General features: G+C 69.9%; 13 protein-coding genes. 8 read left to right on the top strand and 5 right to left on the bottom strand.

Features of this window, described 5'->3' with window-relative positions:
- Positions 1 to 315: 315 nt before the first annotated feature.
- Positions 316 to 1,308: a peptidoglycan-binding protein gene (locus JHN45_RS25115; protein WP_201050730.1), complete on the bottom strand. Its 993-nt coding sequence runs from the start codon at positions 1,306 to 1,308 to the stop codon at positions 316 to 318.
- Positions 1,309 to 1,465: 157 nt separating this feature from the next.
- Here JHN45_RS25115 and JHN45_RS25120 point away from each other — a divergent pair, with 157 nt between their 5' ends.
- Positions 1,466 to 3,547, top strand: a complete 2,082-nt coding sequence (locus JHN45_RS25120; protein ID WP_201050731.1) for an MFS transporter — start codon at positions 1,466 to 1,468, stop codon at positions 3,545 to 3,547.
- A gap of 315 nt (positions 3,548 to 3,862) precedes the next feature.
- Here JHN45_RS25120 and JHN45_RS25125 read toward each other — a convergent pair whose 3' ends face one another.
- Positions 3,863 to 4,366: a GNAT family N-acetyltransferase gene (locus JHN45_RS25125; protein ID WP_200712982.1), complete on the bottom strand. Its 504-nt coding sequence runs from the start codon at positions 4,364 to 4,366 to the stop codon at positions 3,863 to 3,865.
- 84 nt (positions 4,367 to 4,450) lie between these two features.
- Here JHN45_RS25125 and JHN45_RS25130 point away from each other — a divergent pair, with 84 nt between their 5' ends.
- From JHN45_RS25130 to JHN45_RS53195, 4 genes are all read left to right on the top strand, one after another.
- Positions 4,451 to 5,170: a YafY family protein gene (locus JHN45_RS25130; RefSeq protein WP_201050732.1), complete on the top strand. Its 720-nt coding sequence runs from the start codon at positions 4,451 to 4,453 to the stop codon at positions 5,168 to 5,170.
- Between the two features lie 50 nt (positions 5,171 to 5,220).
- On the top strand, positions 5,221 to 5,622 hold the full coding sequence (locus JHN45_RS25135; RefSeq protein ID WP_201050733.1) for a nuclear transport factor 2 family protein: 402 nt from the start codon (positions 5,221 to 5,223) through the stop codon (positions 5,620 to 5,622).
- Between the two features lie 91 nt (positions 5,623 to 5,713).
- Positions 5,714 to 6,364, top strand: coding sequence for a hypothetical protein (locus JHN45_RS25140; RefSeq protein ID WP_200712979.1), 651 nt, complete (start codon positions 5,714 to 5,716; stop codon positions 6,362 to 6,364).
- Between the two features lie 5 nt (positions 6,365 to 6,369).
- Entirely contained in the window at positions 6,370 to 7,011 is a 642-nt protein-coding gene (locus JHN45_RS53195) for a hypothetical protein (protein ID WP_236584073.1), read from the top strand.
- Here the strand turns inward: JHN45_RS53195 and JHN45_RS25150 are convergent.
- Positions 7,000 to 7,437 carry a DUF1992 domain-containing protein gene (locus tag JHN45_RS25150; RefSeq protein ID WP_200712978.1) on the bottom strand — a complete coding sequence of 146 codons (438 nt, stop codon included), beginning with the start codon at positions 7,435 to 7,437 and terminating at the stop codon, positions 7,000 to 7,002. The two genes, JHN45_RS53195 and JHN45_RS25150, sit on opposite strands and share 12 nt — an antisense overlap.
- Positions 7,438 to 7,519: 82 nt before the next feature.
- On the opposite strand from JHN45_RS25150, the gene JHN45_RS25155 reads away from it, so the two are divergent.
- Positions 7,520 to 7,912 (top strand): FHA domain-containing protein, encoded by a 393-nt coding sequence (locus JHN45_RS25155; protein WP_200712977.1) that lies wholly within the window; start codon positions 7,520 to 7,522, stop codon positions 7,910 to 7,912.
- A gap of 20 nt (positions 7,913 to 7,932) precedes the next feature.
- On the opposite strand, the gene JHN45_RS25160 is transcribed toward JHN45_RS25155, so the two are convergent.
- Positions 7,933 to 8,604 carry an O-methyltransferase gene (locus JHN45_RS25160; RefSeq protein ID WP_201050734.1) on the bottom strand — a complete coding sequence of 224 codons (672 nt, stop codon included), beginning with the start codon at positions 8,602 to 8,604 and terminating at the stop codon, positions 7,933 to 7,935.
- Between the two features lie 277 nt (positions 8,605 to 8,881).
- On the opposite strand from JHN45_RS25160, the gene JHN45_RS25165 reads away from it, so the two are divergent.
- Positions 8,882 to 10,927 (top strand): bifunctional glycosyltransferase 87/phosphatase PAP2 family protein, encoded by a 2,046-nt coding sequence (locus JHN45_RS25165; RefSeq protein ID WP_201050735.1) that lies wholly within the window; start codon positions 8,882 to 8,884, stop codon positions 10,925 to 10,927.
- 66 nt (positions 10,928 to 10,993) lie between these two features.
- On the opposite strand, the gene JHN45_RS25170 is transcribed toward JHN45_RS25165, so the two are convergent.
- Entirely contained in the window at positions 10,994 to 11,566 is a 573-nt protein-coding gene (locus tag JHN45_RS25170) for a hypothetical protein (RefSeq protein WP_201050736.1), read from the bottom strand.
- 191 nt (positions 11,567 to 11,757) lie between these two features.
- On the opposite strand from JHN45_RS25170, the gene JHN45_RS25175 reads away from it, so the two are divergent.
- The gene (locus JHN45_RS25175) at positions 11,758 to 12,534 is read left to right on the top strand and encodes a hypothetical protein (protein ID WP_307783191.1); all 777 of its coding nucleotides are present in this window, start codon (positions 11,758 to 11,760) and stop codon (positions 12,532 to 12,534) included.
- The last annotated feature ends 3 nt before the right edge of the window (positions 12,535 to 12,537 follow it).

Here is a 12,537-nt window from a genome sequence, read left to right on the forward strand (position 1 = left end):
TGTGGGCCTACGGGCGTTTGCCTACGGGTGTGGGCCTGCGGGTGTTCGCTTGCGGGTGCGGGTCTGCGGGTGTTTGCCTACGGGTGCGGGCCTGCGGGTGTTCGCCTGCGGGTGTGGGCCTACGGGCGTTTGCATACGGGTGTGGGCTCACGGGCGTTGGTCTGTGGCTGTGGGCCTGCGGGCCTTTGCCTACGGGTGCGGGCCTACGGGTGTTCGCTTGCGGGTGCGGGTCTACGGGTGCGGGTCTACGGCTGTGGGCCTACGAGTGTTGGTCAACGGGCGTTTGCCTACGGATGTTTGTCAACGGGCGTTGCGTTACGGCTCCGTCGTCTCCGACTCCAGCTTTGCTCGTGTCGCCGCCCCGTACACACCAAGCGTGTCGGACTGGATGCCGCGGGCCAGCTGGTAGGTGCGTACCGAAGCCTGCACCTGCTTGTCGAAGACGCCGTTGTCCGGGCCGGTGTAGAGGTTCAACTGGGTCAGGCGGAGCTGGAGTTCGGTGACCTCGGGGCCCTCGTCGCCGCGTTGCAGGACCGGGGCGGTGGTGCTGCCGCCGGCCTGGCGGTCGGTGGCGGACGCGTCCGACGCCGTGGCGCTGGTCGTCGGGGTCGGACTGGACGCCGCGGACCGTGACGGTGAGGCGGACGGGCTGCTCGTCGCCGACGCGGACGGGCTCGCGCTGAGCGTCGGGGACGGAGACGCCGACGTCGGCTGTACGGACGTAGAGGCGCTCGTGGACGGTGTCACCGGCGCCGCGCTCTTCGACACGGTGGGGACGCTCGCGCGGACGTCCTTCGGGGCCGCCTCGTCCCGCGACGGCGTCTCGTACGAGAACATGCCGCTCGCGAATCCGGCCGCCGCGACCACTGCCACGACGGCTCCCGCGGCGGCGAGGAGCACGGTACGGCGGCGACGGTGCGGGCGGTCGGCATCGGCCTCCGTGGACGGTTCCGTGAAATCCCCATCGCCCTCGAACAGGCTCAGGTCGTTCACGTGCGGGGCCGGAGCCGGGGCCGTCGGCGGTACCGCGCGCAGCGGCATCGTCTGCTCGACCGCCGGCAACCGTTGCGTCTCGCCCTCGGGTGGCGTCGGGGTCCCGGGCGCCGGCCGCTGCTCCTGCGGGGTGCCTTCCAGTTCCACGTACGGTCTGATCCGCAGCGGGTCGAAGTCCTCCGCCGCTGCCGCCTCCGCCGTGCGCGCGTCACGCAGCGCGTCGGACGCCCGTTGGGTGCAGGTGCAGGACGGGGAGCCGTCGGTCGCCCGGGGCGCCCCGCACTGCGGGCATATATGGCCCTTCGCCTCGTTCACTTGTTCGTCCCTCCCCATCGGACTTCCGAGGTTATGCGGATCTCCTTCACGCCGTCTCCTCCGACCCCCGGAATGACGGCTTCCATTCGGACTCGACAGGCCGTAACAGGCCAAACCGATCACCATGGATGTGTAACGAGAGCCTCGGGAGGTCTTCATGGCCGGCGATGCGCACGGTATGACAGGGAATGTGCACGACGCGCAGCCACCGGAGAAACCCCCGCGGCGGGGCAGCGCCGCCCAGGAACACGTGTCGGGCAACGTCCTCGTCTCCATCGGGGCGCTGCTCCTCGGGCTGCTGCTGGCGGCCCTCGACCAGACCATCGTGTCGACCGCGCTGCCGACGATCGTCAGCGATCTCGGCGGGCTGGAGCATCTGTCGTGGGTCGTCACGGCGTATCTGCTCGCCTCGACCGCCGCGACTCCGCTGTGGGGCAAGCTGGGTGACCAGTACGGGCGCAAGCGGCTCTTCCAGATCGCGATCGTGATCTTTCTCGTCGGGTCCGCGCTGTGCGGTGCGGCGCAGAACATGCCCCAGTTGATCGGCTTCCGGGCGCTTCAGGGCCTGGGCGGCGGCGGGTTGATCGTGCTGTCGATGGCGATCGTGGGTGATGTCGTCTCGCCGCGTGAACGCGGGCGCTACCAGGGGCTGTTCGGGGCCGTGTTCGGTGCGACGAGTGTCCTCGGGCCGCTGCTGGGAGGGCTGTTCACCGAGCATCTGAGCTGGCGCTGGGTCTTCTACATCAACCTCCCGGTCGGTGTCGTGGCGCTCGCTGTCATCGCGACCGCGCTGCACATTCCGCGCAAGTCCACCCGGCACGTCATCGACTACCTCGGTACGTTCCTCATCGCCGCCGTCGCGACCTGCCTGGTGCTCGTCGCCTCGCTGGGAGGCACGACCTGGGGCTGGGGGTCGCCGCAGATCGTTGGGCTCGCGGTGCTCGGGGTGGTGCTGGCGGTGGGGTTCGTGGTGGTGGAGCGGCGGGCTGCCGAGCCGGTGCTTCCGCTCAAGCTTTTCCGTGTGCGCACCTTCTCGCTGGCCGCCGTCATCAGCTTCATCGTCGGCTTCGCCATGTTCGGTGCGATGACCTATCTGCCGACCTTCCTCCAGGTCGTGCAGGGCATCTCGCCGACCATGTCCGGCGTGCACATGCTGCCGATGGTGTTCGGCATGCTGATCTCGTCCACCGCGTCCGGGCAGATCGTCAGCCGGACCGGTCGGTGGAAGGTTTTTCCGATCGCGGGTACTGGTGTCACCGCGCTTGGGCTGCTTCTTCTCCATCAGCTTGACGAGAACAGTTCCACCGGGGAGATGAGCGCGTATTTCTTTGTTTTCGGGCTCGGACTCGGGCTGGTCATGCAGGTGTTGGTGCTGATCGTGCAGAACGCCGTGTCGTACGAGGACCTCGGCGTCGCCACCTCCGGCGCGACCTTCTTCCGGTCCATCGGCGCCTCGTTCGGTGTCGCCATCTTCGGCACGGTCTTCGCGAGCCGGCTGGGGGACAAACTGACGGATGCGCTTCGGGGTACGTCTTTGCCCGCGGGTGTCACGCCGGACGGTCTTGAGTCCGATCCGCGTGGGATTTCCCAACTGCCGGTCGCTGTGCGGCCGGAGGCCCTGCACGCGTATGCGTCCTCGATCACGGACGTCTTCCTGTACGCCGCTCCCGTCGCCCTCGTCGGCTTCGTCCTGGCCTGGTTCCTCAAGGAGGACAAGCTGCGCGGCTCGGTCACGGCACCCGACCTCACGGAGACCCTTGCCAGCAATCCGGTTCAGCGGTCTTCGTACGACGAGGTGTGCCGCGCGCTGTCCGTGCTGGGTACGAGAGAGGGGCGCCGCGAGATCTACAAGACGATCACTGCGAAAGCGGGCTACGACCTTCAGCCGGCGGCGAGTTGGCTGCTGCTGCGCATCAGGCGGGACGGGTGGGCGGAACCGGGGGTGCTGGCCGAGCGGAGTTCCGTGCCGCTGCCCGTCATCCTCGCCGCGGTCCGGCAGATCGAGGGGCGGCAGCTGGCCGTGCGGGAAGGGCTGGACCTGCAACTGACCGACCAGGGGCGGGAGATGGCCGACCGGCTGGCACAAGCCCGCGAGGAATCTCTGGCGGAGACGCTGGGCGACTGGTGGGGACCCGACCGGCCGACCGATCTCATCCAGCTGGTGAAGGAGCTCAACGGGGAGTTGTGCGGGTCGGATCGGGAACAGCCGCACAACGGGGCGGTGATCAGTGGTTCTTGAGGTGTTCGGTGTTGGGTTGGCGCCGTGGGGGTGGGTCGGTGTTGGGTGGGCACCCGCGCAGCTGGGCCGGTGTTGGGTGGGCGCCGCGTAGCTGGGCCGGTGTTGGGTGGGCGCCGCGCAGCTGGGCCGGTGTTGTAAAGGCGCCGTCGCGCGCACCTCTTTTGGTTCGGTCGCCTTCGGGGCGCTGGGAGCCGGTGTCGAGAGGCCCACCGTGCTCGGCGCTGCGCGCCTCCGCGCGCTGGGCCTCTCGACACCGGCGCGCCCCTACGGCTCCCTCTCGGCCGGCGCGTGGGGACAGGGAGAGTGGGTGGGCCCTCAACGGGGTTGGTTCTGCAGGGCTTTGCGGAACCAGTGTTCTGCGTATAGGTCGTTGTTGTGGGGGGCGGTTTCCTCGTAGCCGAGGCGGGTGTAGAGGGTGCGGGCCTCGACCAGGTCGTGGCGGGTGTCGAGGATCATCGTGCTGGCTCCTAGTTCGCGGGCGGCCTCCTCTGCCGCCGCCACGAGCTTTGGGGCGCCGCCCCGGCCGCGTAGTGGCTCGTGGAGGAAGACCCTCTTCAGCTCGGCGGTCGTCGGGGAGAGGAGTCGTACGCCTGCGCTGCCGGCCGGTTCGCCCTCGTATCGCGCCACCAGCAACTGGCCATCGGGCGGGGCGAGTTCGGCACCGGTGCGGGCGGCGATCTCGCGCTCCAGCTCGGCGGGGTCCGTTCGCCGGTTCTCGTGGAGCAGGTACCAACGGTCGCTGACCTCCGTGTAGTACGCGCGCCAGAGGGCGGCGGCTACGGGGGAATCGAAGGGTTCCGGGGCGATCGTCCAGGTCATGCGGACATTCTCGGGAGGGGGCGTGGAGGCGGCGCAACCGAATATGGGTGACCTGGTTGGCGTGCCGTGCGGAGACTGGTCGTCATGAACCGCACCGATCGGCTGTACGCCCTGGTGGAGGAGTTGCGGGCCGCCTCGCCCCGGCCGCGCAGCGCCCGTACGCTCGCCGCGCGCTTCGAGGTCAGCGTCCGTACCGTCGAGCGGGACCTCGCGGCGCTGCAGCAGTCGGGGGTGCCGGTGTACGCCGTGCCGGGGCGCAGCGGCGGGTACGTCCTGGACCGGCGGCGGACCCTGCCGCCGCTGACGATCACGCCGGCCGAGGCGACGGCGCTGGCGGTCGGGCTGAACGCGCTCGCGGGCACGCCGTTCGCCGCCGACGCGCGCAGCGCGCTGCACAAGGTGCTCGCGGTGATGCCGGAGCGGGAGCGGGCCGCCGCCGCCGAGATGGCGGGGCGGGTGCGGCTGCTCGTGCCGGCGGTCGGGACGGCGCGGTCCGCCGGGCCCGTCGTACCGGCCGTGCTGCGCGAGGCCTTGACGGCCGGGCGGGTACTGCGCCTGGAGTACACCGACGCGGAGGGGGTCTTCACCCGGCGTGAGGTGGAACCGGTCGCTTTTCTCGGAGGCGACGAGCACTGGTATCTGGCGGGCTGGTGCCGGCTGAGGGAGGCGCCTCGCGGGTTCCGGCTGGACCGGATCCGGGCTGTCGAGGCGCTCGACGAGCGGGTTCCGGCGCGTCATGTCGATCTGTCCGAACTGGACACGCTGGGCTCGGACTTGGTGCCCTTGGCCGAGTTCGGGGTGTGACTGTAATCACCGACAGGGGGCTGTCGCCGACGGAATCCAGGCTGGACCGCATGACCACAGACGCAGAAGCAGGCACAACCGCAGCCATCGCGCTTTTCGAACGCTGGACCGCCCTGTGGAACGGCGACTTCAGTGACCCGGAGAGTTTCCTCGCCGCCGATTTCCGGATCCGTTTCGGCAGCCGTCCCGAGGGGGCGCCGGACACCGACGGGCTTCGCGGTCCCTCGGGCATCGTCGATCTCATCGCCCGGCACCGTGCCGAGAGCCCCGGACGCAGGTACGCCGTCGAGGGCGTCCCCGTTGTCGACGAGGGGCGGGGGCGGGTCGCCTCGTGCTGGTACGTCACGCGTGCCGACGGTTCGCAAAAGAGCGGCATCGATCTTCTCGAGGTCGTGGACGGGCGTATCGCGACCGTGTGGTCCGTCACCGGGGTGCGCCGCTTCGCCGTGTGACAGGCGTCGTTTGAAGGGTGCCTTCCGGGCAACCCGGTACGGGAACCGACCGACTACGAGAGCCGGTTGGCCGAGAATCCGGAAGGCACTCATGTCCACAGGCGTGATCATCGTTTTGATCGTGATCTTGGTCGGCGTGGTCGCTGCCGCGGCGGCCCTGGCACCGCGTGCCCGAGGCGGGTTCGGCGGCTCGGGTCTGAAGCGGCGCTTCGGGCCCGAGTACGACCGGACCGTGGCCCGGCACGACGGCGACACGAAGGCCGCCGAGCGGGAGCTCGGCGAGCGCGTCCAGCAGCACGGTTCGCTGCGGGAGCAGCCGTTGGAGCCCGCGGCCCGTGAGCAGTACCAGGCGCGTTGGGCCGCCGCCCAGGAGCTCTTCGTCGACTCGCCCCGCCAGGCCGTGACCGACGTCGACCAGTTGCTCGGCGAGGTGGCGGGGGCCCGGGGCTTCCCCGACGTCGAGGAGTACGACAAGCAGTTCGACGCGCTGTCCGTGCACCACGCGGACCACGTCCACGGCTACCGGCGTGTGCACCGCGTCGTCCACTCGCGCACGAACGGCGCGCCGGAGAGCCAGGCCGGTACCGAGGAGATGCGCGAGGCCATGCTCGAAGCCCGCGCCCTCTTCGACGACCTGATCAGCTCGGACAACGGCGGCGGCCGTGGCAGCGGCAGCAGCCGCGGGCGCAGCGGACGCCACACGTTCGGCTCATTCAACAGGCAAGCAGTGAAGGGAAGTTGAGCCGCATGACCGATGTGACACGACCCAACGGCGACGCGAACGACAAGAGCGACGAGAGCGATAAGAGCGACAAGAACGACGAGCGCAAGGGCGCGAGCACGGACGCGGGTAAGGGCAGCACGGACATCGGTACGGGTACGGGTACGGGTTCGGGTACAGGTACGGGCGCGGGTGCCGGTCGGTGGGACCCGGCCAAGGCCGGCGACCGGCGCGAGGCCACGACAGTCACCCCGATACCGCGCCAGACCGACCGGCAGGCCGATCGCCAGACCGAGCGCCCGGCCGACAAGGCCGCCCCGGTGCACGCCCCTGAGCCCCCTCCCGCGCCCGTCGCCGCCGACAAGCGGCACGGCGGCGGGGCGGACGCCGGGAACGGGAGTCTGCTGCCGCACGACGAGAGCGACAAGTTCAGCCTCCGGCTGCAGCACGCGGTGACCGGGTTCGTCGACGAGCCGCGCTCCGCCGTCGAGGAGGCCGCCCATGTTCTGGAGGAGGTCGCCGACCGCCTCGCCCAGGCCGTCACCAAGCGGCGTGACAGCCTGCACAGCTCCTGGGAGTCCAAGGGCTCGGACGACAGCGACACCGAGCAACTCCGCCTCGCCCTGCGGGACTACCGCGAGCTGACGGAGCGGCTGCTACACATCTGACCCACCGGGTCCATCGGGCCCGTCGACCGCCCGGCGCTCCCGCCACTCGCGTGCGACCTCTTCCACGTCGTACGGCTTCATCCCCAGCGGAGGGCCGGGCGGCGGCTTGAACATCATGTCGCGGATCTTGACGTTGACTTCGGTGATGATCTGCCGGGCGATCCGCTCTGAAGGGGCCGAGTACGCCGCAGCCAGGGCGTCCTCGGCCTCTTTGCGCAGTGCCAGCGTCGGCGGGAGCACGGAGATGCCCTCGCGGGCCATCTTCTGCTTGATCCACCACAGTTCGTCGTACGTCGTGTCGGAACCGGAGGGCAACGGCTTGCCCGCGCCCGGGAGTTGGGCGAACTCGCCGGCTCGCTCGGCGTCCCGGATCTGCTTGTCGACCCAGGACTCGAAGGACACACCCGGTGGCTTTCGCTCGGTCATGACTCCATTGTGCCGGACGTGGCGCGGCCGGGGGATTTATCATGCGGCGGCTGTGTAAGGACACCTCAAGGGGGAAGCGCACGTGCTCGAACTCACCATGGCCTCGGTCTCCGGGACGGACGAGGGCGCCACGGCCGGCATGCTGATGGCCGAGGCGCCCGACGACCCGGGCGCGGTGCTGCGGGTGGGCCGCGACGAGTCGGTGTGCCGGCTGGTGACACCGGACGACTGGCTGTTCATCTCACGGGTCCATCTGGAGTTCCTGTGCGGACCCGAGGGCACCTGGCAGGTGAGCTGGCTGCGCGGCTCCCAGCCCGACCCGTCCTCCGAAGTACGGCTGATCGTCGGGGAGTACGCCCAGACGGTCGGCTACGGCGGAAGCGTCCCGTTGCCCCGTGGCGGCAGCGGCGAGATCGTCATCAAGGACCGCACCGGGCCGCGCAGCGTCAACGTCGGCTTCTATCACGAGAGTTGAGATGTCCTGGTGGAGAGCTCCTAGTCGGTGACCCTGGCCAGGGCGAATCCGTCGTAGCCCTTCTCGCCCACCGTCTGGATCGCCGTGCCGGACAGGCGCGGGTGCGAGCCGATCAGTTCGATCGCCGCGCGGGTGCCCACGACGTCGGGGTCCGTGTTGGCCGGGTCGGCGACCCGGCCGTTGCGGACGACGTTGTCGACGATGATCAGGCTGCCGGGGCGGGTCAGCTTGAGGGCCCAGTCCACGTAGTTCGGGTTGTTGGCCTTGTCGGCGTCGATGAAGACGAGGTCGAAGGGGGCCGCGTTCTCGTCGGCGAGGGCGGCCAGTGAGTCGAGGGCGGTGCCGACCCGGATCTCGACGATCTTGTCGAGGCCCGCGCGGGCGATGTTGCGGCCTGCGACCTCGGCGTGCTTGGGGCTGTACTCCAGGGTGATCAGGCGGCCGTCGGCGGGCAGCGCGCGGGCCATCTGGATCGTGCTGTAGCCGCCGAGGGTGCCGATCTCCAGGATGCGGGTGGCGCCCTGGATCCGGGCGAGGAGGTGCAGCAGCTTGCCCGCGGCGGCGGACACCGCGATCTGCGGGAGGCCGGCGGCGTCGCTGTCGCGGAGGGTCGCCTCCAGGACCTCGTCGTGCGGGGAGAGGTGACCGATCAGGTAGTCGTCGACGTCGTTCCACAGCTGCGACTCGCTCATGTGCCGGTGCCTTCCGTGAATCCGGTGATCGTGAATTCGGTGAGAATGTTGCGGACCCGTTCGTGTGCAATCACTCACTCTACGGATACGCCGTTATTTGCCGTGCCCAGGCAACCTGGGGCCGACTATCGTCATCCGGACAAAAGGAGGGCGGCCGTCAGGTGAAGAGGGGGTTGCCTGCGTCCCTCCCGCAGGGGGTGCGAACCTCATAGGGTTCGCAGAGGGAACAGCCGCGCGTGTGACGCGTGGGACGAGCGGGGCGGGAGGCCTACGAGGCGTGGCGAACGTGGAGCACAGCGGGCGACCGGCGGGAGCGGCAGGAGCTTTCGGGTCGACGGCCAGTGGTACGGCCAGGGCACGGCTGCGCGCTGCGCGGCTGGTCCTGTGGCTGGTGGCCGCCGTCCTGGCCGTACGGCAGGTGGCCGTGGTCCTCAGCACCCCGCAGGGGGAGCGGCTGACCGACCTGGAGACCTGGGTCGGGACGAACGGCGTGCTGCATGTGAAGGGCTCGCTGTACGACTCGACGCAGTTCACCGGCACCCCCTTCGCCGGGCTCGTCCTCAAGCCGCTCACCCGGGCGGCCGAGCAGGCCCTCGGCTGGGGCTGGACCTTCGGCACGCTGCTGCTCGTCGTGGCGCTCGGTCTCGTCGTCTCACGGGCCCTGCCGCAGCCCGTGACCCGGCGGGCCTCGCTGCTCGCCGCGCCCGTCGCAATCAGCCTGCTCATGCTGTCGCTGCCGGTGCGCAACACGCTCTGGCTCGGCCAGACCAGCATCATCCCGGTCCTGCTCGTGCTGCTCGCCTGCTTCACGGTGCGCGGCGAGCGGGCCAGCGGCGTGCTGATCGGGCTCGCCGCCGCGCTCCAGCCGACCGTGCTGCTGTTCGCGCCGCTGCTGTGGTTCACCGACCGGCGCCGGGCCGCCGTGACCTCGGCGCTGACGTTCGCCGCGAGCGTGGTGATCGCCTGGGCGGCGATGCCGCACGACTCGTACACCTACTGGGTCCATCACATGGCCGGTGTCGGCCTCGGGGGCAAGGCGGACGACCTCGGCAACCAGTCGCTGCACGGCGCGCTGCTGCGCCTCGACCTGACCGGGCCGCTGGAGATCGGTCTCTTCCTGGCTCTCGGCGCGGTCGTCGCGTATCTGGGCCTGCGCCGGGCCGTGCGCTACGCCCGCGACGGGCAGCTGCTGCTCGCGGTCGCGGTCACCGGCTGCGCGGCGATCGCCGTGTCGCCCACGACCTGGCAGCACCAGCTGCTGTGGGTGCTGCTCGCGGTGGTGGGCCGGGTCGGCAAGCGGGCCTCGGACCGCTATGTGTGGCCGGTGGCCGTGGTCCTCGTCGTCACGCTGCCCGCGAAGATGATGCTGCCGAACATGTCGGCCGTCTACCCGCTGCGTGACAACGTCGTCCTGCTCATGGCACTCGCCGCGGCGACCGTCGTACCGTTCCTGCCGCGCACGTCGGAGCACTACCGGCGGCCGATCCCCACGGAGTACGCCGAGCCGGTCCCGGCCCGCTGGAAGCACGTCCCGCTGATCCCGCAGCTGCGCCGCGTCCTCACCCGCCCGAACCTCCTCCTCGAACTCCTCCTCATCCGCGTCACCTACGCCGCCTACCAGCAGGTCCGCCTCGCGGCGACGGGCGGCACCAACGCGGGCGGCCGGGCCACGGCGGAACACCACGGCCACCAGATCCTGTCGATCGAGCAGTTCCTGCACATCGACATCGAGCACGCGGTCAACCACTGGGTCGTGAAGGTCGACTTCCTGCGGGAGTTCTTCAACTTCTACTACGAGTCCTTCCACTTCGTGGTCCCGCTGAGCGTGATGGCCGTCCTGTACTGGCGCCGCCCGGTCGACTACCGCTGGGCCCGCTCCTCCCTCGGCTTCGCCACCCTCCTCGCCCTGGTCGGCTTCTGGCTCTATCCGCTGGCCCCGCCGCGCCTCCTCCCGGGCCTGGGCATCATCGACACGGTCCACGGCGTCCAGGACTTCTCCAAGCCGGACTACGGCACCCTCACCGCCCTCACCAACCAGTACGCGGCGATGCCGTCCCTGCACTTCGGCTGGTCCCTGTGGTGCGGTGTGGTCATCGCGATCATCGCCCCGAAGTGGTGGATGAAGGCCCTGGGCCTGCTCCACCCCTTCTTCACCGTCTCCGCGATCGTCGCGACCGGCAACCACTGGGTCCTGGACGCGGCGGGCGGCGCGGCGGTCGTGGCGGCGGGCTTCGGGCTGTCGTATCTCTTCCAGGGGCCGCGGGCGCGGTTGTCGAAGAAACCGGTGGAGGTCAGAACCGAGTCGGAGCTGACTCGGCTCTGATCAGTTCGGCGGTGAATTCGACCGCCTCCTCGGGGTGGTCCGGTGTGTCGGTACGCCCGCGTCGCGTCATCGGCACGCCTTCTTCTCGGTCTCCACGCTGAGGCCCATGACGTTGTGCCAGCGGTACTTCTTGCCGCCGACGTGATAGTCCACTGTGATTCCCTTCATTCGTACGTGGGAGGTTCCGGTCACGTGGATCGCCACTACGAGGTTGTGCGTGGCCTTGGACGTGGTGGACTGCGGCGCGAGGGTCGCCCCGACTGCGGGCCGACGGCGCTTCCAACCCGTACCGACGGAGTCGAGGTTGAACTTCGGCGGCGGATAGTGAGTGGCGTAGCCGATGCTGCTGGTGGTGGCGGGCACGATAACGGCGTCGGCGTACCGCAGGCCGTGTGGCTCGGCGAGGTCGATGCTGTCGACGACCACCTTGCTCTTGCCGTAGTTGTGCAGTTCGTCCCCGCCGAACGTCACCGTGGCGCCCGGTTTCGCCGGCAGGCACACGTTTCCCGATCCGGCGTCGGAGTAGTCCGGCCCGTTGAGTGGACCGTCCCCCGACGGGCTGCCGGACGCCGACGAGCAGCCCGTGGCCAGCGTGAGTGCCAGGGCTAGGGCCAGGGCCAGGGCCCGAGTGATGGTCACAGGGGCACGTCAACACCAAACCCTTGCCCCGGCTTATTACTTGAGCGCCAATTTGCCGTCCCTGAATAGGATCGTGTTCTTGACCGGCGTGAACACGCCTGATTCCAGGGGGAGTTGTGGGGATTTCGGTGCGTGTGGCGGTTGCCGTCGTGCTGCTCGGTGGGGGAGCGGTCGGGTGTGGGGACCACTCCGTGAAGTCCGTGAAGGAGGGCTCGGCCGAGCTGGCGCCCTCGGCGGCCGTGGCCAAGGCGGTGGACAAGGTCGAGGACATCACCTCGCTGCACTACCGGGTCAGCGGGACCGTGCCCGAGAAGGGGCGGCTGACGGCCGAGGTGTCCATGAAGGCGAAACCGGCCGCCATGACGATGGCGATGACGGTGGTCGGCGCGCGTAAGCCCGGCGAGTTGGACATCCGGTTCGTCGACAAGGCGATCTACGTCGGCGGGAGCGGGGTCGACGCGTCGAAGTTGGGCGGCAAGGGCTGGCTCAAGGCCGAGCCTGCCGTGTGGGGGCGTGGCGGGGCGGACAACCAGACCTACGGCGTGCTGCCCGGTTCGATGGAGGTGAGCCCGCTCGTGCAGTCCACGGTCATGGTGGGCTCCCAGGACGTGCGGAGGATCGGCGCCGAGACGGTCGACGGCACGAAGGCCACGCACTACCGGGGAACGGTCACCGAGCGGGGCCTGCGCGCGGCCCAGAGCGCCGCCAAGGGCAAGGCGGCCCGGCAGCGCCGGACCGACAGCCTCGACCAGTTCGTGGTCCTCCAGGTCGACGGCACCATGACCATGGACCTGTGGGTCGACGGCGACGACCACCCCAAGCAGTACCGGGTGCGGGGCAAGACCTATCCCACGCAGGCCGACGCCGACGGCGGCACGCTCGACCTGACCGTCACCTTCCTCGACATCGACCAGAAGGTGACCGTCGAGGCCCCGCCCGCCGCCGACACCGCCGAACTCGGGGACTGACGG

Source organism: Streptomyces sp. MBT53, from assembly GCF_016654115.1.
Lineage (GTDB): Bacteria > Actinomycetota > Actinomycetes > Streptomycetales > Streptomycetaceae > Streptomyces.

Coding starts and splice junctions, on each gene's coding strand:
- JHN45_RS25160 (WP_201050734.1), bottom strand. CDS start 8,604: ATGAGCGAGTCGCAGCTGTGGAACGACGTCGACGACTACCTGATCGGT.
- JHN45_RS25140 (WP_200712979.1), top strand. CDS start 5,714: ATGTCCACAGGCGTGATCATCGTTTTGATCGTGATCTTGGTCGGCGTG.
- JHN45_RS53195 (WP_236584073.1), top strand. CDS start 6,370: ATGACCGATGTGACACGACCCAACGGCGACGCGAACGACAAGAGCGAC.
- JHN45_RS25120 (WP_201050731.1), top strand. CDS start 1,466: ATGGCCGGCGATGCGCACGGTATGACAGGGAATGTGCACGACGCGCAG.
- JHN45_RS25125 (WP_200712982.1), bottom strand. CDS start 4,366: ATGACCTGGACGATCGCCCCGGAACCCTTCGATTCCCCCGTAGCCGCC.
- JHN45_RS25130 (WP_201050732.1), top strand. CDS start 4,451: ATGAACCGCACCGATCGGCTGTACGCCCTGGTGGAGGAGTTGCGGGCC.
- JHN45_RS25135 (WP_201050733.1), top strand. CDS start 5,221: ATGACCACAGACGCAGAAGCAGGCACAACCGCAGCCATCGCGCTTTTC.
- JHN45_RS25150 (WP_200712978.1), bottom strand. CDS start 7,437: ATGACCGAGCGAAAGCCACCGGGTGTGTCCTTCGAGTCCTGGGTCGAC.